Source organism: Halolamina sediminis, assembly GCF_001282785.1.
GTDB classification, from domain to species: Archaea; Halobacteriota; Halobacteria; order Halobacteriales; family Haloferacaceae; genus Halolamina; species Halolamina sediminis.
In genome coordinates this window covers 1,929,373-1,947,903 of the sequence record NZ_CVUA01000001.1, presented here as the reverse complement: position 1 = coordinate 1,947,903, position 18,531 = coordinate 1,929,373, and the positions used below count along the sequence as shown (strand labels likewise).

Sequence of the window (18,531 nt, the reverse complement as noted above, 5' to 3'; positions counted from 1 at the left end):
GTGGGCTGTGTGTGGCGGTGCGGTCGCAAGTGGCCAAGCATCGAGCTGTTGCGGTTGGAGTCAGACCCGACGTTGACGCCCACCCGACCGAGAACGGAGAAACCCGAAACCACACGGATTCAACTACACCACTCTCCACCCCTAAACCATGGACGCCTTCGCCCCGGCCAGCGTGACGGCCGTGTTCGCTCCCGATCAGGTCGAGTCCGGCTCCCGCGGCGCCAGCGTCGCGCTCGAAGACGGCGTGACCGTTTCCGTCGACGACGCCGACGAAACCGCGGTAACCGTCGACGGCGAGCCGACCGAGTTCGACCCCATCGAGCGCGTGCTGGGTCGCCTCGGCGTCGCCGCCGCGGTCGACGTGCGCCCGCAGGTCCCCCTCGGTGCGGGGTTCGGCGCCAGCGGCGCCGCCACGCTCGCGACCGCACTCGCCGCGAACGAGCGGTTCGAACTCGGTCACGCTCGCGACGAGCTCGTCGAGCACAGCCACGAGGCCGAAGTCGCCGCCGGAACCGGGCTCGGCGACGTGTTCATTCAGGACGCTGGCGGGCTGCTGTACAACGTCGGTGACGGTCGACAGCGCGTCGAAACGGACGAGCCCGTCGAGTACGTTTCCTACGGCGGGCTCTCGACCGCCGACGCGCTGGCCGACGAGGCGCTGATGGACCGGGTCCGCGAGGAGGGCGGTGCGGTGCTCGACACACTGCCGGAGCCGCCCACGCTCCGCGGGGTGGTCGAGCGCTCGTGGCCGTTCGCGCGGGCGCTGGACCTCCCCACCGAGCGCGTCGCCGACGACGTGGCTCGCGTTGAGGACGCCGGCGGCGCCGCGACGATGGCGATGCTCGGGGAGACGGTCCTCGCCGTCGACTGCGAGGGCGTGCTGGCAAACCGGACCCGCGTCTCCACTCAGGGCGCGCGGCTGCTGTAACCCTCCGTCGCCGCGACCACCAGCTTCAAGCCCGGGACCCGTTCCAGTACGGACATGGACGGCCACGCCGCGGCGCCCGGCGCGGGGACGGTTCTCAACGCGCTCGCGACCGGCCGGGGGGCCGCGTTCGCGCTCGATTTCGACACCGCCGCCCACGTCGAACTCGACGGCTCAGGCGACATCGAGGGGGCGATCGACGGCCAGCCCGACGCCGACACCGACCTGATCGAACGCTGCGTGGATCTCGCAGTCGAGCGCTGGGGCGACGATCCCGCAGCGACCGCCGACCTCCCGGCGCGGGGGTCGGTCGGCGGCACGGTCCGAACCGAGAGCGAGGTGCCGACCGCCGCAGGGCTGAAAAGCTCCTCCGCGGCCGCGAACGCGGCCGTGCTCGCGACTGCCGACGCGCTCGGGCTCGCGGGGATCGTCGACCACGAGGACGCCTGCCGGATCGGTGTCGAAGCCGCACGCGAGGCGGGCGTCACCGTCACCGGCGCGTTCGACGATGCCAGCGCGTCGATGCTCGGGGGACTCACCGTCACCGACAACACCGCCGACGAACTGCTCGCTCGAGAGGAGGTTGACTGGACGGCGCTAGTCTGGACGCCGCCGGAACGGGCCTACTCCGCCGACGCCGACGCCGAGCGCTGTGAGCGCGTGGCGCCGATGGCCGAGCTAGTCGAGGAGCTCGCACTCGACGGCGAGTACGGGACGGCGATGACGCTCAACGGGCTCGCGTTCTCGGCGGCGCTGGGCTTCTCGGCCGAGCCCGCGGTCGAAGCGATGCCCCACGTCGAGGGCGTCTCGCTCTCCGGCACGGGACCGAGCGTCGTCGCCGTCGGCGACCCGGAGGGGCTGGAAGCGGTCGAGGAGCGCTGGCAGGAGCGAGCCGGCGAGACGCTGCGGACCGAGACGCGGGCGACCGGAGGCAGATACCTATGAGCGAACGCACACCCGACGACATGACCCTGGAGGAACTGCGCGAGGAGATCCAGCAGATCGACCGCGAACTGGTCGAGCTCATCGCCCAGCGCACCTACGTCGCGGACACCATTGCCGACGTGAAGGAAGAACAGGGGCTCCCGACCACCGACGAGGATCAGGAGCAGGCGGTGATGGACCGCGCCGGCGAGAACGCCGAGCGATTCGACGTGGACTCGAACCTCGTGAAGGCGATCTTCCGGCTGCTGATCGAACTGAACAAGGTCGAACAAAGAGAGAGCCGGTAGGCGTACGGACGACTGTTTCAGAGCTTCTAACTGCGTATTAGTGAGGCTGGGTCGACTCTCGACGCCACCATACGAAATTTCAGACTTGATGAGCAGGCGGAAGATTCGACACAAGTCTGTTGCACACGGGATACGACAACCACTACGAGTCCACGCGTCGTTCAGCTGGGACTATCTCCTCCGTCCTGAGTCATTCCTCGTCAGTTGGTTCGAGTGGGACTCGTTCTACCTCGATATCTTCGTAGTCCTTCTCAGAGGAGAGTACGTCCATCCCTCGCGTTTCCGCAGTCGCCGCGTGGAAGGAGTCGAACGGCGTCATTCCCTCGTCGTAGTAGTTGACAGCTTTCAGAACTACTTGTTTCTCCTCCTCGTTCCGCACAGGGACGAGTTCGAGCAGGTTCGCCACCAGCGGAACGTAGTCGAACTCGTAGCGTTCTCGGGCGAGGAGAAGTTCGAGATACGAGAACGGTGACGTTTCGACGTCGTACTCGCCGAGAGCGTCCTCAGCGGTGTCCTGCAACCAATCAGTATCTTTGGCGAGTGCGAGCAGGAAATCCGTCTCGACGTACACCGTCATCTATCGCCGCCGGCTTCCTCAGCCTCGTCTTTCGCCTCCGCCTCGATGTCCTCTCGAATTTCCTCAACTGATGCATCGTGAAGCTGGCCTGCCGCCTCGCGGACCGCGGCAAGTGGGTCGTCCGCGACCGGAATCAACTCGATTCTGTCCTCGTACATAACGATGTGATACTTCTGGCCGTACTTCTCGCGCACCTCTTTTGGGATGTACAGCCGTCCCTGTCCATCCGTCTCTGCTGACATAGAGGTGAGTACGATACCACAGACAAAGAATCTTACCACTATCGAGTAGTTGATGGTTTCAATCAAAACAGCTCAGTAGTGTGCATAGTGTATTTCATCTATTTGAACAAGGTCGAACAGCGGGGAAGCCGATAACTGTTAACACACCGCTTTTTCATTCTCGCCTCGTAGTGGCCCGCATGCACTGTCTCGACGGATCTGGACGCCCCGAGAACGGAGAGGGTTGATGTGGGCGACTCAGATACCGATGTAGAGATCTCCGGAGAGCAGTCCACGGCACCGGAGATCCTCTAATCGGTGATCGAATCCGCCCAGCACGAGATGGAGCGGGGAACGACTGGACTCCTCCTGTCGGGGTTCTCCGCGGGTCTCGATATCGGGTTCGGGCCGCTGCTGATGGCGGTCCTGCTCACGGTCAGCGACGGCGGGTACGGTGATCTCGGGACGGAGCTACTACTGGCGAGTGCGTACTCCGTCGGGTTCATCTTCGTCATCATCGCGCGCTCGGAGCTGTTCACCGAACACACGACGCTCGCGGTGATGCCCGTCCTCGACAACCGAGAGTCGCTCGGGAAGTTAGGTCGGCTCTGGGGGTTGATCTGGGTCAGCAACATCGCTGGCGGCGCAGTGTTCACCGCGTTCGTCGTCGTGTTGATGCCGAACTCGGGGTCGCGAGCCCGGAGTCGTTCGTCGCCATCGCTCGAAAGATGGTCTCTCACGGGCCCGGATGGCTGTTCGTTGCGGGCATCCTCGCGGGGTGGCTCATGGGCCTGTTGGCGTGGCTGATAACCGCCGCGAAGGAGACCACCAGCCGCCTGCTCATCATCTGGCTCGTCACCGCCTCGATCGGTGTTCTCCACCTTCCGCACTCGATCGCGGGCAACGTCGAGGTGCTGTTCGGGCTGTTTCTCACCGCCGAGATAACGGTGCTCGACTACGTCACGTTCCTCGCGTTCTCGACTGTCGGGAACGCGGTCGGTGGGGGCGTGTTCGTGAGCCTGTTGAAGTACGGCCACGTCGTTCGCGGTGGGGGATGACCGCGTCGTCTCTCGAAGATCTACTCCTCGTCGGTTGGTTCGAGTAGGACCCGTTCGACCTCGATCCCGTCGTAGTCGTTCTGGGAGGAGAGGACACCCATCCCTCGTGTCTCCACCGTCGCCGCGTGGAGCGCGTCGAACGGCGTCATCCCCTCGTCGTAGTAGTTGACGGCTTTCAGCACGACCTGCCGCTCCTCCTCGTCGCGCACGGGGACGAGTTCGAGGAGGTTCGCCACCAGGGGTACGTAGTCGAACTCGTAGCGTTTCCGGGCGATCAGGCGTTCGAGGGTCGGCGCTGCCGCTGGACGGTTGGGGCCGACGGCGGCCGCGAACAGCACTGCGACGGCGTACACCGCGACCTGCCGGCGCTGGAGCAGCGCTTCGTCCACTCCGTGGCCGTTCGGGAGCGCTCGGGAAAACGAGGGAGGTCGGCGATCGACTCCGGGATGGTGCTACTTATACTCCCAGGGCGCTGGGTTGGAGGTATACACTCGCCCCCGTCGCTCGATCGGCGGCTCACCTACTCCGGGCCGCAGACGTGCGGGGGCATCCTCATGACCGACTCCGACATCTCGAACGTCGTGCTCGTCACGGTCGACTCGCTCCGGGCCGACGCCGTGGGTGCGTACGACGACGACCGGCACACGCCCGTCCTCGACAGCATCGTCGACCGCGGGACGACGTTCGACCGCGCGTTCGCCACCGGTAACTGGACGCCGTTCTCGTTCCCGTCGATCATGGCCTCTCGCCCCGTGTTCGGCGACACCGGACGCATCGGTGTCGACGGCACGGAGACGCTGGCGGAGACGCTCTCCGAAGCGGGGTTCTCGACGGCCGGGTTCAACGCCGCCAACGGCTTTCTGACCTCCCACTGGGGGTACGACGACGGGTTCGACGAGTTCGAGCCGTTCGTCGCCAGTGTCGGCTCCAGCATCTACAGCAAGTATCTCGCGACCCACCCGACGGTGGAGGCGTGGCTCCAACTTGCGACCTCGCCCGCCCGGCGATTCGGCTCGTGGCTCCGCGGCGGCACCGACGAGCGGCCGTTCCTCGACACCTCGCGGATGTTCGACGTGGAGCACGCGGCGACCGACTACGTGGAGTCGGTCGAGGAGCCGTTCTTCCTCTGGATCCACTACATGGACGCCCACACGCCGTACGTCCCCGCGCCGCGGTACATCCGCGAGGTCTCCGACGGCCTGCTCGGCACCCACCGGATGATCCACGCCCACACCCGGACGGGGCTGGGCTGGAACGTCGGCGAGCGCACGCTCGACGATCTCCGCACCCTCTATCAGGCCGCAGTCCGGCAGGTCGACGCCAGCGTCGGCCGCGTGCTCGACGCGCTCGAAACCGCCGGCGTCGCCGACGAGACGGCGGTCGTCGTCGCGGGCGACCACGGCGAGGAGTTCCAAGAACACGGCCACCTCGCACACTACCCGAAGCTGTACGACGAACTGATCCACGTTCCGTTCGTCGTGGACGTCCCCGGGGGCGAGGGCGGACGGGTCGAGCGACAGGTCGGCCTCGACGCGATCCCGCCGACGGTGACCGACCTGCTCGGCGTCGACGCGCCCGACGCGTGGCAGGGGGCGAGCGTCGCGCCGAGCGTCCGCGACGGTGCGGAGCCGGCCGACGAGCCCGTCGTCTCGGTCACCGTCCGGGGCGAGAGCGTGACCAGCCAGCCGATCCCGCGATCGCTCGACGACGGCGACCTACTGGTGAGCGTCCGCGACCGCGACTGGACGTACGTCGAGAACGTCGGCGCCGGCTCCTCGCCGGCGGTCGACGACGACGGCGGCGCGCACGAGCTGTACTTCCGTCCCGACGACCCGACCCAGCAGGACGATCTGAGCGACGATCCCGGCCCCGAAGAGCGAGCCGTGATCGAGGAGTTCGGCGAGCTCGTCGGCGCCCACGCCGACCTGCTCCGCGCTGCCGACGGCGACGCGGCGGCCGCGGCCGACGGCGTCGACGAGGATCTCGAACACCGACTGGAGGCGCTAGGCTACCGCTAGATGGTCCGCGCGCTTCTGCGCAGCCTCGTGAGCGGCCCGCTCGCGGTCCGGCTCCGGCGGTACATGATCGTGGGCACGACGACTGCGGGGGTGCAGATGTTGCTGCTCTGGCTGTTCGTCGACGTGGGCAGGGTGAACTACCTGCTGGGCGCGACTGTCGCGATCGAGATCACGATCGTCATGACGTACGTGCTCAACAACGCCTGGACGTTCGCGGCGATGCGGAACTCGGGGTGGGGCGCGTACCTCACCGGCCTGCTGAAGACCAATATCGTGCGGGGGACGGCCATCCCGATCCAGCTGGCGGTGCTGTACGCGCTCGTCGACTTTCAGGGGGTGCAGTATCTGCTGGCGAACGCCGTGGCGATCCTCCTCAGCGGCGTGTATCGGTACGTCCTCGACACGCGCTGGACGTGGGGCCGGACCTGACTCGTGGTTCCGGCAGAACGCGAGCAGTACACTCTGTACCCGTCAGTGTGCAACGCTACCGAGGCTTTCGGCGATTTCAAGACCCCGTGTGACGTACTCGGTGACAGATAATGACGCATGAGTGACTGGAGTGAGCGCATGGCGTCGGGGACCGAGATCCTGCACCGACAGGCGGTCCGCATCCCGCTCCCGGACGTGGCGGCGGAGCAATCGCTCCACGAGAACATGACGCGGATCGCCGACGCCGGCCAGCGAAAGGCCGAGCTACTCGACGATCCGGACGTTCCGCTGACGGAGGTGTACGAGGACGAGCTAGCGGAGACCCAACAGAGCTTCAAATACCGCCTCCAGCAGGTCGCCGGCGAGGACTACTACGACGTCGCGACCGCGTACCTCGAGGGCGAGCGTGACGACTGGGTCGGCGCGCTCGCGGCGTACTATCTGGAGTGTTACTACCGGCTGCAGGAACGGTACACCGTCGACGAGCAGATCTTCTTCCTGGTGATCCTCCGCTATCCGGACTGCTTCACCGTGAACCTCAGCTTCCTCACCGGCGACATCAGCGACGACGCCGTCCGGTACGAGTCCGCCAAACATCTCGAGGCGGATCTCGACGACCGCGGCCACAAGCAGTACTACGCCGACTGTCAGTACACCCAGCATCAGGCTGCGGCGTATCTCCGCGAGCGCGTCGATTGCATCCGGGACGCGTTCCCTGACCCGGAGACGACGCCGATCGAGCAACGGCAGTACGGTGGGTTCGTCCACGTCACCGGCCGGGACGGCACGACGTTCGCGGAGGTCCTCGACTCAGTCACCCTGGATCCGGACCGGTTCGACGACGAGATCTCCTCACCCGGCCTCGTTCCGGAAGGGCCGGAGACCAGCCGGGCGAAGGAAAAGTACGTTTCCAACGCCGAGGTCGAGCTGTAGCCGACGAGTTCCCGGACGGGGCGATCGGCACCCCGATCGGGGCCACGAGAGTCGGTTCCCCGCGTCGGCCGCGCTGGCGCCGGCGAACCAACGAAACTTTGCCTGCTGGTGGTGGAGTAGCTGTATGAGCAACTATCACGTCGTGATGGAGGCTGCGTGGCTCGTGCGAGACGTCGAGGACATCGACGACGCCATCGGCGTCGCCGTCTCCGAGTCCGGCCGCCGACTCAACGAAGCCGACAAGGAGTACGTCGACGTCGAGGTGGGGCTGACCGACTGCCCGGCCTGTGGCGAGCCGTTCGACTCCGCCTTTATTGCCGCGAGCACCGCGCTCGTCGGGCTGGTGCTCGAGATCGACATCTTCAACGCCGAGAACGAGGAGCACGCCACCCGCATCGCCAAAAGCGAGGTCGGCGGCGCGCTGCGTGACGTCCCCCTGGAGGTCATCCAGACCGTGCAGACCGAGGAGGGCGACGAGGGCGCGAGCGCCGAGTAACCCCCAGCTTTCCGAAACGCTTTCAAATTACCCCTAGTTATTCGCGGGCATGGAGCTGCCGACACCCGAGGACCTGCGCGAGCGGCGGAACGCGGTGGGGCTGACGCAGTCGGCGCTGGCGGAACGCGCCGAGGTCTCCCAGCCGTTGATCGCCCGCGTCGAGAACGACGACGTGGACCCGCGGCTCTCGACGCTCCGGCGGATCGTCGAAGCGCTCGACGAGGCCGAGGGCGAGGTTGTCCGGGCGGCGGACCTCATGCACGAGAACGTGGTCCACGTGAGTCCGGACGACTCGGTCAGCGACGCGGTCGAACTGATGGACGAGGAGGCGTACTCACAGCTCCCGGTGATTCAGAACGGGGTCCCGGTGGGCTCGATCTCCCAGTCCGACGTGGTCCACGCCGGCGAGAACGTCGGCGAGCTGCCCGTCGCCGAGGTGATGAGCGAGTCGTTCCCGACGGTGAGCGCCGACGCGACCGTCGACGAGATCCGGAACCTGCTCGACCACTACAAGGCGGTGATCGTCACGGAGGGCGGCGAGGCTGCGGGGATCATCACCGAGGCGGACATCGCGAGTCACCTCTCTTAGTTCTCCGTCGCCGTTCCGACTGCGGTGCCGGCGACGGCTTCGATCCGCCCGTCGGCGTCACCCCCGACGGTTTCGAGGTGGAGGCCGCCGCTGTCGCCCGGCTCGTTCAGTCCCTCTCTGACACCATAGGACAGTTCCCACGTCCCCTGCTCGCCCGGCGCCAGATCGAGACGGATCGGGCGGGGGTAGGAGGCGTACTGGACGCTCGTGTTCAGCATCCCGCGGAACGTCCCCGCCACTGATCCGACGTTCTCGGCCGTCACTGACACCGTGAACGACTCCTCCGGTACGACCGTCTCGGGGTAGTCGAAGCTCACCAGTTCGTACTCGGCGGCCGGCTTCCGGATTCGTTCGATGGCCCGCTCCGGGAGTCGCCACGATGCGCCACCGACGGTGAGGCGGGGTGACTGCGCGGCGAGGCTGCCCTCGACCGGGAACGCCAGCCAGCCGCCGGGGCCCTCGCTGCCGGCGGCTTCGGGTGGTGTGTAAAGGGTTCGTCTCCCGCCCGGTGTTGTCCAAAAGTTCCCGCCCGCTACGACTGATCGGACTGGGGAGCCGTCGACGGATAGCGCGTACTCGCCGGCCGGGGGGGCCGACTCGTCTGTCGTCGACAGCTTCGCGAGGACGTAGCGTCCGCTGGGGTTCTCCGTGACGGTGCCGGAATCGGTGTAAACCGTGAGTAGCGACCCCTGGGCGACCACACGCCGGAGCGTGAGATCGACACCGCCGACGGTGAGTGTGTCCCCGAGCACGGCTGGTTCGGCCGTCGGCTCGGGGGTGGCCGACGGCTCGTCGGTCGGACCCTCGGAAGAAGTCACGCTTCCGGTGGTCGGTGATCCGTCTCCCTCACCGAGACACCCCGCGAGCGCGGTGCTCCCGAGTGCACAGGCGAGTACGCCAAGCGCGTCGCGTCTGGAGGGCATCGCTTCCCGGTTGACCCGACCCTGCTAAGTGTCTTCTGTCCAGTCGGACGGCTACAGCTCCAGCCCGCGAATACTGACGCCCTCGCCCTCTTCCACCTGCCCGATCACGCGACCGTCCGTCTCCCCCACGAGCGAGTTCGCCTGCTCGGGATCGACGGCGGCGACGAACCCGGTACCCATGTTGAACGTCCGGTGCATCTCCTCGTCGCTCACCTCGCCGAGGTCCTGCACGAAGTCGAACACCTCCTGCCGGGGCCAGGGGTCGTCGATCTCGTAGTGGAAATCCCCGAGTCGTTCGAGGTTGGTCCAGCCGCCACCGGTGACGTGCGCCGCGGCGCGAACGTCGTGTGCGCGCATGGGGTCGAGCAGGTCGGTGTAGAGCCGCGTCGGCTCCAGTAGCGCGTCACCGACAGCGTCGTAGCGCTCGCCGGGGTAGGGGTCGGTGTACTGGTACTCCCGGGTGACGGCCTCGCGGGCCAGCGTGAGGCCGTTGGAGTGGATGCCGGAGGATTCCCAGCCCACCAGCGCGTCGCCGACCTCGGCGCTGCCGGGGAAGACGGCGTCTTTCGCCGCCAGCCCCGCACAGGTGCCCGCGAGATCGAGCCCCTTCACGACCTCGGGCATCACCGCAGTCTCGCCGCCGACGAGCTCGAGGTCGGCAGCCTCGGCGCCGGCGGCGAGCCCTTCGCCGATCTGCTCGGCGAACGTCTCGTCGGGCTCGTCGACCGCGAGGTAGTCGACGAACGCCACCGGGCGCACGCCCGCGGCGACGAGGTCGTTGGCGTTCATCGCGATGCAGTCGATCCCGACGGTGGAGTAGTCAGCCATTGCTTCGGCGACGAGGAGTTTCGTGCCGACGCCGTCGGTCGCCAGCGCGAGGTAGCGGTCGCCGATGTCGAGCAGGCCGGCGTAGTCGCTATCGGTGCCTTCGCCCGCGGCGCCGGCGGCGCCGACCAGCGCGGCCGTCGCCGCCTCGCTGTCGGCGATGTTAACGCCCGCCTCGGAGTAGGTCAGCCCCTCCTCTTCGGTCATGTCAGAAGCGGCGGGAGGACGGCGCAAAAGTCCTCCGCTCCCCTCCTGCTGGGTTTGGGTAAGTGTGGGATACTGCGTAGCTCGGGTGCTTTCTACGACGGTGGAGAGTGCGGAGTCGATGTCCTGATCGTGGCTTGACTGCGGAGTTCGGTGTCTTGACCGCAGAATTCGGTGTTCGAACCGCGAACACGACCGCGGAGTTCGGTGTCCTGACCGCGGAGTTCGGTGTCCTGACCGCGGAGTTCGGTGTCCTGACCGCGAACACGACCGCGGAGTGAGCTAGACCACTTGAGACCGCAACCGCCCCGCACAGCCCTCACACCTCCCCAGCCGACTCGTTCCTTCGCTGTCGCTCAGTCACTCGTCCCTCGCGCGCTCGTTCGCGCACGGAGGCGCTCACGTCGCGCGCCACCGCCGGCAGCGGTCGCGGTGGATGCCTCGCCGGCGCCGATCGTCGGCGCCGGCGGGGGGAGGGGTGGGGACTCGGTGCCGCGCCGGGCTTCATGCCCGGCGCACTGCGGTCGCAAGTTGCCAAGCATCGAGATCCCGTCGCGGTTGCGGTGGCCGAGAGCCGAAACCCATCTGTCGCGGTCGCCGACGAACCCAAGAAAACCGCGATTACCCTTCCAAAGCCGAAAACTCAGAACCCGATACCCAGCACGAACACCACGTACACCGTCACGGCGATACTCGGTAGGAACACGCCCACCCACACTGCCTTGCTCCAGTCGATCACGGTCCGCCCGTCGAGCGCGCCGATGGGGATCATGTTGAACGCCGCGAGGAACAGGTTCACCGCGAGCCCGCGCCCCCCGAGCAGTTCGAGCAGGCCGATGTCGAGCGTCAGCCCACCCACCCACAGCGGGACGAACACCGCCGCGAGCACGATGTTCACCGCCGGCCCCGCCAGCGCGATCAGCCCGTGCTGGCGGTCGGTCAGCCGGCCGCGGTGGTGGACTGCCCCCGGCGCGGCGAAGATGAACCCCAGAAAGGCGCTCATGATCGCCAGAAACAGCATGTTGTACTCCGCGCGGAACGCCGCGATGTTGCCGTACCGTACCGCCATCACCTTGTGGCCGATCTCGTGGAGCAGGAACCCTATCCCGGCAGTCAGCAGCGACACCACGAGTGCGATCGCGAACGCCGTCGGATTCCCGGTGAGCAGCGCGATCGCGCGGTTCCCGCCGCCGGCGAAGAAGATCGCGAACGCGAGCCCCAGCGCGAGCCACGCGATCAGGAGGTCCTGGATCTCGCTCGCGGAGAACCGCAGCGATGGGTCGAACCGTTCGCCGCCGCCTCGCGGGGCGCTCACGCGACCCACCCCCAGACCGTACGGGCGCTGTTGCGCGCTCCCTCGATCAGCAGCTCCGGCACCGCCGCGGCCCCGCCGATATCGCCGAAGAACGCGGGCAGCACGTACAGCGCGAACAGGAACGACGCGACGAAGCTGCCGACGTTCGTCAACGCGACGATCATGATGAGCTTGAACAGCGGCACCTCGAACATCTGCCCCACCAGCTCGCCCAACGGCGTCTCCTGATCGTCGAGGAGCCCGTTCAGCGTGTCGATGTCGCCGACGTTGACGGTCGTGTACCGGAGTTCGACGTAGCCCGCGAACCAGCCCGGCGCGAGCAGGGGGTTCACGGAGGTGAGCCACGCGACCGAGCCGCCGACCAGCGCCGACGGCCAGCGCGCGCCCGCAAGCCGCGCGAGCCCCGCGGCGAACACGCCGTTGACCACGAACCACGCCCCGAACAGTTCGAGCAGGAAGCGGTCCTCGACGCCCGCCATCGCCAGCAGCACGAAGAAGGCGACGAACGCGCCGGTGATGCCGACCGCGACGATCTTCCCCCACGGGAGTAGACGCTCCTTCTGGCCGGTCAGCGACGACTTCGGCGGCAGGCGCTCCGGATGAGCGAGGTACGCTTCGATCCCCTGCTGGTGGCCCGCGCCGACGATCGCGACCACGTCTTTCCCCTGCTCGCGCAGATCGACGAGGTTGTGGGCGATGTAGGCGTCGCGTTCGTCGATCAGCGCCTCGGCGCCGCCGGGGGAGAACTCCCGAAACTCCTCCATCATCGCGGTCACCACGTCGGTGTCGGTCAGCTCGTCGGGGTCGAGCAGCTCCTCCATCTCCTCGTCGGCCGGCTCGCCCTGATCGAGCACCAGCCCCATCGCGGCCGCGACGACGGCGCCGACGACCAGCCCCGCCGAGAGCCCGAGCGTCATCGACCCGACCGCGGTGATCACGAAGTTGCCGAGGTACTGCGTGACCAGCGCGTCGGTCAAGCCGAGGCCGACGCCGGCGAACGCGCCGAGGCCGACCGCGCCCGCGGCGGCGACACCCAGCGCCAGCACGTCGTCGTCCAGCGCGCGCAGCGTCACCTCCGAGAGCCCGTACGCCGCGACCAGCCCGACCAGCGCGCTGCCGGTGAGCCCGACGAGCAACGGTTGGGTGACGCCGACCGCGCCGCCGAAGATCCCGAGGATCGGCCCGAGCACGATCCCCACGAGGAGGCCGAACACGACGCCGCCGATCCGGGGGTCGGTGATCCCGAACGCCAGCGAGCCGACGACCCGGAGCTTCTCGAAGATCCCCATCCGCGCCCAGAACCGCCGGATCGTCTCCTGGATGTCCCGGTCGACCAGCGCGAGCTCGATGTCCAGATCCTCCGCGGTCTCGACAGCCGCGAGCATCTCCGCGCCGGGCTGGATGTCGAAGCGGTCGCCCATCCGTGCCTGCACGTACGAGAGCATCCAGTACGCGAGGAACTGGAACACGGTGTTCCCCTCCAGCAGGTCGCCCGCGTTCAGGTCCTCGGGCTCCTCGCCGCGCATCTGGTTGTACCGCCCCTCGTCCAGTTCGACGGCGACCACGTCCGGGCGCTCCGCCTCGATGGTCTCCTCGACCTCCCGGACGCTCTCGGCGGAGACGTGCGCGGTCCCCACGACCCGCACGCTGCCGTCCGAATCACTCATTGAGACCGGTTCCGCCCCCGTGGGCCTTGACCGTGACGAAGCGCGCTCCCCACCCCGAACCGTTTTGCTCGCCGCCGCCCCAGCCGGGGACGTGTTCGAGAACCGCGAGAGCCACGCCCGCTCACCCGCCCACGAGGTCGCGCTCGACTGCCTCGCGGCGGGGGTCCGGGGCGTCGACCCCGAGCACGCGACCCGTGACGCCCTTGCCGTCGACAACGACAGCCTCGAAATCACTACCGACGAGAGCGCCACCGTCGACTTCGCCGAGTTCGACCGCGTGCTCGTCCTCGGCGGCGGCAAGGCCGCGCCGGGGATCGTCCGGGCGCTCGACGCCCGCCTCGGCGACCGGATCGACGACGGCCTGATCGTCGTTCCCGAGGCCGACCCCGCGGCCGGCGGGTCGATCGGCCCGGTGGCCGTCGAGGGCGGCGGCCACCCGCTTCCGACCCCCGAGGGCGTCGCAGCCACCGAGGAACTGCTCGAACTGACCGAGACCGCGGACGAGCGCACGCTCGTGCTCGCGGCCGTCACGGGCGGCGCGAGCGCGCTGCTGGCCGCGCCCGCGGGCGAGCTCTCCGTCGGCGACCTCCGGCGATCGACCCGCGCGCTGCTCGACGCCGGCGCCGACATCGACGAGATCAACGCCGTCCGGAAGCACATCTCCCGAGCGAAAGGCGGGCGGCTTGCGGCGGCGGCCGCCCCCGCCACGGTGCACACGCTCGCGATGAGCGACGTGGTCGGCGATCCGCCGCCGGTGATCGGTTCGGGGCCGACCGTGCCCGACGGGACGACGTACGCCGACGCGCTCGCGGTGATCGGCCGCCACGGGATCGACGTACCGACGGTCCGCACCCACCTCGATGCCGGCGACGCGGGCGAGTTCCCCGAAACGCCCGGCACGGATGCGGAGCTTCTCGGCACGACCCACGTCGTCGCCGGCGCTCGGACGGCCATCGATGCCGCGGCGGCGGCGGCCGCAGAGCGGGGGTACGAGCCCTGCGTGCTCTCCTCGCGTGTCCGCGGCGTGGCACGCGCGACTGCACCGACACACGTTGCGATCGCCGAGGAGGCCGCGATCGCCGGCGACCCGGTCGAACCGCCCGCAGTCCTGCTCTCCGGTGGGGAAGCGACCGTCGACGTCCACGGCGAGGGTGAGGGCGGCCCGAACCTCGAGTTCGCGCTTTCCGCCGGACTCTCGCTGGCCGGTAGCGCCGACGGCGCCGGCGACGAACTCGTCGTGGCTGCGATCGACACGGACGGCCGCGACGGCGCGACCGACGCCGCGGGCGCGCTCGTCGACGGCGGAACGGTCGAGGACCGAAAGGTCGCCCGCGACGCGCTCGGCCGCAACGACTCGCTTGGCTACCTCGCCGACCGCGACGCGGCGCTCGTGACTGGCCCGACGGGGACCAACGTGAACGACCTGCGCGTGCTAGTCGTGCCCGAGCGGGGCGACTGAGCGACGCTGGGTCGCCCGAGAGGGAACAGAGTTTCAACGGACCGCACGAAACCCGGACTGTATGGTCGACATACTGCCCTCCACCCCCGACGCCGACCCCGACCCCGAGCCACGGGTGCTCGGCGTCGACAGCGAGGAGGCCGGCGAGACCCTCGCCGCGCTCTCCTCGGACACCGCCCGGGAGATGCTGCGTGAGTTCCACGACGACCCCGCTACACCCTCCGGCGTCGCCGACCGGCTGGACCTCTCGCTCCAGAACGCCCAGTACCACATCGGCAACCTCGAGGACGCCGGCCTGATCGAGCCGGTCGATACGGTGTACTCCGAGAAGGGGCGCGAGATGACGGTGTACGGCCCGGCGGACGCGCCGCTGATCGTCTACGCCGGCACGGAAGAGGAGACGACCGGGCTGAAGGCGGCGCTCTCCCGGCTCGTCGGCGCGGTCGCGGCGCTGGGGCTCACGAGTCTGCTCGTGCAGGCGTACTTCGGCGAGCTCCCGCTACCGTTCGGGCAGACCGGCGGCGCCGGGGAGTACGAAACCGGCGCCGACGGGACGGCCACAAAAGTCGCGACCGAGACGGAGTCCGGCGACATCGGGATCGCCCAGACGACGCCGGAGCCCACGGCGACGCCGACGCCCGAGGCGGTCCGGGCCGCAGAAGATGCACTCGCGCTCCCGCCGGGGCTGCTGTTCTTCCTCGGCGGCGTGACGGTGCTGCTCGGGGTCGCCGCGGTCTGGTGGCTCAGCCGCCGCTAGAGGTACGGCGGTCGCTCCGGCTCGTCGGGCGACTCCTCGGCGGCGTCACGCTCGACACTCCCCCCGTCGGCCGCACTCATCGCGCCCGAATTGTCGTCCCGGTCGACCGCCAGCTCCGCGGCGATGTCGACGGGTCGGTCCTCGCTGTCGGCGTCGGGGCTGTACGTCGTCGACGGTTCGTCGGACTCGGACTCGTCGGGCGTTGCCTCCTCGCTCTCCTCGGCCGAGTCGGGGTCGTAGGACAGCAGCGCCGTCACCGCGAGCACGCCCAGCGCGACGGGCTGTTCGGTCGCCAGCAGGCCGAGCACGTCGACTGCGAGCATCCCCAACGCGACCGAGCTCCCGAACCGGAAGCGATCGATGTCGACCGCGCCCTGCAGCGTCGGCGCGCCGAGGGCGACGCCGAGCGCGAACGCGACGCCGGTCCCGGCGGCGGCGGCCGCGGGCAGCAGCGTCGCGAGTTCGAAGTTCATCGAAAGCTCGGCACCGCCGCGGAAGCTGGCGATCATCCCCAGCCCGACGATCGCGCCGGGGCCCGGGAGGTACGTGCCGACCTCGGCGCTGGCGGTTTTCGCGGCGATCGCGAGGATCACCAGGCCGGCGAAGCGCTGGAACACGTCGGGGTCGAACAGCGAGTACAGCGTCTGGGCGAACGCCGCCTCGACGACCGCGATCGGGACGAGGACGGCGCCGACCAGCAGCACGGAGCTTGCCTTCTCGGTCGGCGTGCCCTCCATCTCCGCGAGGATGACCGCGACGGTGGCCGAGCCGCCGAAGATGAGGAGGCCGGTCTGGAGCACGCCGCCGGGGGAGATCGCCCCGGTCTCGGTGGTGAGCGCGCCGGCGACGACAAGCGCGGGGAAGATCCCGTCGACGAGCGGGAGCCCCATCACCGTCGCCAGCAGGCGCGTGGCGCCGCCGACCTGCTGTTCGAGGCGGAGCGCGATCGGGTGGTCCGAAACGCTCACGACTAGCTGGCGGCCTCACCCGTGGCCAAACGGTGGTATGCTCCCGACTCCGGATAGCCGCGGCCGAACGCGAATCCTGTAAATTTCGGGAGGAAACGTCGTACTGTTCGCCACGTCGGTTTGAGCGAGTCGGCGGCACTGACGTTCGGCTGGCCGACGATGCACGACGTAGCGAGACGGTCGACGTCCATACCCTTACTTCCGCGGATAGGGCGATAAACGTTGTGTGAGAGTGGGCCCCATGAACACGGCCGGATCGTCAGCGAAACTGGACGTTAGTCGAAGAACTCATGGCGAAATAGGGATAGAACTGAAGATACGTTGGTGGCATCGTCAGATCGGTGCGGCCACGGTTGTATGTGTGTGGACGAGCGCCACACAGTTCCGTGACTCGGAACGCTTTTGGGCCGAGACTCACCACCGACAACATGGCGAGTAACGGGTCCGAACCCTTCTCAGAGAAGCTGCGAGTGCCGGAGGCGCTGACGTTCGACGACGTGCTCCTGCGGCCGATGGAGAGTCGTGTCGAGCCCGACGCCGCAGACGTGTCCACGCGCGTCTCGCGGAACGTCGAGCTCCAGATTCCCGTCCTCTCGGCGGCGATGGACACCGTCACCGAGGCCGGGATGGCTATCGGGATGGCCCGCGAGGGCGGGCTGGGCGTGCTCCACCGCAACATGGACGCCCCGGAGATGGAGGCCCAGATCGCACAGGTCAAACGCGCCGACGAGCTGGTGATCCGGCGGGAGAACGTCGTCACCGCCGCGCCCGAGCAGACCGTCGACGACGTCGACGAGATGATGGAGCACGAGGGCGTCTCGGGCGCGCCGGTCGTCGACGAGGACGACACCGTGCTGGGGATCATCTCCGGCACCGACATCCGCCCGTACCTCGAAGTCGGCGAAAGCGACACCGTTCGAGAGGCGATGACCGACGAGGTCATCACTGCCGGCGAGGACGTGAGCGCCCGTGACGCGCTCGAACTCATGTACGACCACAAGATCGAGCGCGTCCCCATCGTCGACGACGAGGACCGACTGGTCGGGCTCGTGACGATGCAGGGGATCCTCGCGCGCCGCGAGAACGAGAACGCGGCCCGCGACGAGGACGGCCGCCTGCGCGTCGGCGCCGCTGTCGGCCCCTTCGAGGACGAGCGCGCGATCGCCGCCGACGAGGCCGGCGCCGACGTGCTGTTCATCGACTGTGCCCACGCGCACAACCTCAACGTCCTCGACTCGGCGAGAGCCATCACCGAGACCGTCGACGCCGACGTGGTCGTCGGCAACGTCGGGACCCGGGAGGCCGCGGAGGCCTGCGTCGACTTCGCCGACGGGATCAAGGTCGGCATCGGCCCGGGCAGCATCTGTACGACGCGGGTCGTCTCCGGCGCGGGGATGCCCCAGATTACCGCCGTCGCCGAGGTGGCCGACGTGGCCAGCGAGCACGACGTACCCGTGATCGCCGACGGGGGGATCCGCTACTCCGGCGACGCGATCAAGGCGATCGCCGCCGGCGCCGACGCGGTGATGCTCGGCTCCTACTTCGCCGGGACGGACGAGGCACCCGGCCGCGTGATCACCATGAACGGGAAGAAGTACAAGCAGTACCGCGGAATGGGCAGCGTCGGCGCGATGCAGTCCGGCGGCGGCGAGCGCTACCTCAAAGAGGAGAACGACGAGGAGTACGTTCCCGAGGGCGTGGAGGCGGCGACCCCCTACACGGGGACGCTGGCCTCCGAGCTCCACCAGCTCGTCGGCGGGATGCAGTCCGGGATGGGGTACGTCGGCGCCGAGTCGATCCCCGAGTTCAAGGAGCGCTCGGAGTTCATCCGGGTCTCCTCGGCCGGGCAGACCGAGGGCCACCCCCACGACGTGATGATCACCGACGAGGCGCCCAACTACAGCCCGAACGAGTAACCCCGTTCGGTGGTCGGAG

General features: G+C 68.5%; 21 protein-coding genes and 1 pseudogene. 13 read left to right on the top strand and 9 right to left on the bottom strand.

Annotation, left to right across the window (positions count from 1 at the left end; genetic code table 11):
- The first annotated feature begins 148 nt into the window (after window positions 1–148).
- Genes BN1959_RS09630 through BN1959_RS09620 form a run of 3 tightly spaced genes read left to right on the top strand, consistent with a single transcriptional unit; the run spans window position 149 to window position 2,157 of the window.
- The gene (locus tag BN1959_RS09630; RefSeq protein ID WP_053948455.1) at window positions 149–928 is read left to right on the top strand and encodes a GHMP family kinase ATP-binding protein; all 780 of its coding nucleotides are present in this window, start codon (window positions 149–151) and stop codon (window positions 926–928) included.
- Between the two features lie 54 nt (window positions 929–982).
- Window positions 983–1,870: a shikimate kinase gene (locus BN1959_RS09625; RefSeq protein WP_053948454.1), complete on the top strand. Its 888-nt coding sequence runs from the start codon at window positions 983–985 to the stop codon at window positions 1,868–1,870.
- The gene (locus tag BN1959_RS09620) at window positions 1,867–2,157 is read left to right on the top strand and encodes a chorismate mutase (protein WP_053948453.1); all 291 of its coding nucleotides are present in this window, start codon (window positions 1,867–1,869) and stop codon (window positions 2,155–2,157) included. The genes BN1959_RS09625 and BN1959_RS09620 overlap by 4 nt, the downstream gene beginning before the upstream one ends.
- A gap of 190 nt (window positions 2,158–2,347) precedes the next feature.
- On the opposite strand, the gene BN1959_RS09615 is transcribed toward BN1959_RS09620, so the two are convergent.
- The gene (locus tag BN1959_RS09615) at window positions 2,348–2,734 is read right to left on the bottom strand and encodes a PIN domain-containing protein (protein ID WP_053948452.1); all 387 of its coding nucleotides are present in this window, start codon (window positions 2,732–2,734) and stop codon (window positions 2,348–2,350) included.
- Window positions 2,731–2,976, bottom strand: a complete 246-nt coding sequence (locus tag BN1959_RS09610) for an AbrB/MazE/SpoVT family DNA-binding domain-containing protein (RefSeq protein ID WP_053948451.1) — start codon at window positions 2,974–2,976, stop codon at window positions 2,731–2,733. Before BN1959_RS09610 ends, BN1959_RS09615 begins: the two co-directional genes overlap by 4 nt.
- 321 nt (window positions 2,977–3,297) lie before the next feature.
- Between BN1959_RS09610 and BN1959_RS09605 the strand changes: the two are divergent.
- Window positions 3,298–4,013: pseudogene (locus BN1959_RS09605) on the top strand (formate/nitrite transporter family protein).
- Between the two features lie 20 nt (window positions 4,014–4,033).
- On the opposite strand, the gene BN1959_RS09600 reads toward BN1959_RS09605, so the two are convergent.
- Entirely contained in the window at window positions 4,034–4,351 is a 318-nt protein-coding gene (locus BN1959_RS09600) for a PIN domain nuclease (protein ID WP_348533019.1), read from the bottom strand.
- 216 nt (window positions 4,352–4,567) lie between these two features.
- Here BN1959_RS09600 and BN1959_RS09595 point away from each other — a divergent pair, with 216 nt between their 5' ends.
- The 5 genes from BN1959_RS09595 to BN1959_RS09575 all read left to right on the top strand — a co-directional run bounded on the left by BN1959_RS09595 (window position 4,568) and on the right by BN1959_RS09575 (window position 8,478).
- Window positions 4,568–6,031: a sulfatase gene (locus BN1959_RS09595; RefSeq protein WP_053948450.1), complete on the top strand. Its 1,464-nt coding sequence runs from the start codon at window positions 4,568–4,570 to the stop codon at window positions 6,029–6,031.
- Complete coding sequence (locus BN1959_RS09590) at window positions 6,032–6,460, top strand: GtrA family protein (RefSeq protein ID WP_053948449.1); 429 nt, start codon at window positions 6,032–6,034, stop codon at window positions 6,458–6,460.
- A gap of 117 nt (window positions 6,461–6,577) precedes the next feature.
- Window positions 6,578–7,393 (top strand): hypothetical protein, encoded by an 816-nt coding sequence (locus tag BN1959_RS09585; RefSeq protein ID WP_053948448.1) that lies wholly within the window; start codon window positions 6,578–6,580, stop codon window positions 7,391–7,393.
- Window positions 7,394–7,517: 124 nt separating this feature from the next.
- Window positions 7,518–7,889, top strand: coding sequence for a DUF555 domain-containing protein (locus BN1959_RS09580; RefSeq protein WP_053948447.1), 372 nt, complete (start codon window positions 7,518–7,520; stop codon window positions 7,887–7,889).
- A gap of 49 nt (window positions 7,890–7,938) precedes the next feature.
- Window positions 7,939–8,478 carry a CBS domain-containing protein gene (locus BN1959_RS09575; protein WP_053948446.1) on the top strand — a complete coding sequence of 180 codons (540 nt, stop codon included), beginning with the start codon at window positions 7,939–7,941 and terminating at the stop codon, window positions 8,476–8,478.
- Here BN1959_RS09575 and BN1959_RS09570 read toward each other — a convergent pair.
- Both BN1959_RS09570 and purM read right to left on the bottom strand, forming a co-directional pair.
- Entirely contained in the window at window positions 8,475–9,401 is a 927-nt protein-coding gene (locus BN1959_RS09570) for a hypothetical protein (RefSeq protein ID WP_053948445.1), read from the bottom strand. The two genes, BN1959_RS09575 and BN1959_RS09570, sit on opposite strands and share 4 nt — an antisense overlap.
- Window positions 9,402–9,452: 51 nt before the next feature.
- Entirely contained in the window at window positions 9,453–10,433 is a 981-nt protein-coding gene (gene purM / locus BN1959_RS09565; protein WP_053948444.1) for a phosphoribosylformylglycinamidine cyclo-ligase, read from the bottom strand.
- Window positions 10,434–10,588: 155 nt separating this feature from the next.
- Between purM and BN1959_RS15365 the strand changes: the two genes are divergently transcribed.
- On the top strand, window positions 10,589–10,711 hold the full coding sequence (locus tag BN1959_RS15365; protein WP_272913566.1) for a hypothetical protein: 123 nt from the start codon (window positions 10,589–10,591) through the stop codon (window positions 10,709–10,711).
- A 362-nt stretch (window positions 10,712–11,073) separates the two neighbouring features.
- Here the strand turns inward: BN1959_RS15365 and BN1959_RS09560 are convergent, their stop codons facing one another.
- Window positions 11,074–11,745: a Zn-dependent protease gene (locus BN1959_RS09560; protein ID WP_053949368.1), complete on the bottom strand. Its 672-nt coding sequence runs from the start codon at window positions 11,743–11,745 to the stop codon at window positions 11,074–11,076.
- On the bottom strand, window positions 11,742–13,412 hold the full coding sequence (locus tag BN1959_RS09555) for a TraB/GumN family protein (RefSeq protein ID WP_053948443.1): 1,671 nt from the start codon (window positions 13,410–13,412) through the stop codon (window positions 11,742–11,744). Before BN1959_RS09555 ends, BN1959_RS09560 begins: the two co-directional genes overlap by 4 nt.
- A gap of 91 nt (window positions 13,413–13,503) precedes the next feature.
- Here BN1959_RS09555 and BN1959_RS09550 point away from each other — a divergent pair, with 91 nt between their 5' ends.
- Together BN1959_RS09550 and BN1959_RS09545 are read left to right on the top strand one after the other, a co-directional pair.
- Window positions 13,504–14,871 (top strand): glycerate kinase type-2 family protein, encoded by a 1,368-nt coding sequence (locus tag BN1959_RS09550; RefSeq protein WP_053948442.1) that lies wholly within the window; start codon window positions 13,504–13,506, stop codon window positions 14,869–14,871.
- A gap of 61 nt (window positions 14,872–14,932) precedes the next feature.
- Entirely contained in the window at window positions 14,933–15,628 is a 696-nt protein-coding gene (locus BN1959_RS09545; RefSeq protein ID WP_053948441.1) for an ArsR/SmtB family transcription factor, read from the top strand.
- Here the strand turns inward: BN1959_RS09545 and BN1959_RS09540 are convergent.
- On the bottom strand, window positions 15,625–16,596 hold the full coding sequence (locus BN1959_RS09540) for a DUF5794 domain-containing protein (protein WP_053948440.1): 972 nt from the start codon (window positions 16,594–16,596) through the stop codon (window positions 15,625–15,627). The two genes, BN1959_RS09545 and BN1959_RS09540, sit on opposite strands and share 4 nt — an antisense overlap.
- A gap of 2 nt (window positions 16,597–16,598) precedes the next feature.
- Window positions 16,599–16,787: a hypothetical protein gene (locus BN1959_RS14725; RefSeq protein ID WP_154018258.1), complete on the bottom strand. Its 189-nt coding sequence runs from the start codon at window positions 16,785–16,787 to the stop codon at window positions 16,599–16,601.
- Between the two features lie 237 nt (window positions 16,788–17,024).
- On the opposite strand from BN1959_RS14725, the gene guaB reads away from it, so the two are divergent.
- Window positions 17,025–18,512, top strand: a complete 1,488-nt coding sequence (guaB, locus tag BN1959_RS09535; protein WP_053948439.1) for an IMP dehydrogenase — start codon at window positions 17,025–17,027, stop codon at window positions 18,510–18,512.
- Window positions 18,513–18,531: the final 19 nt, after the last annotated feature.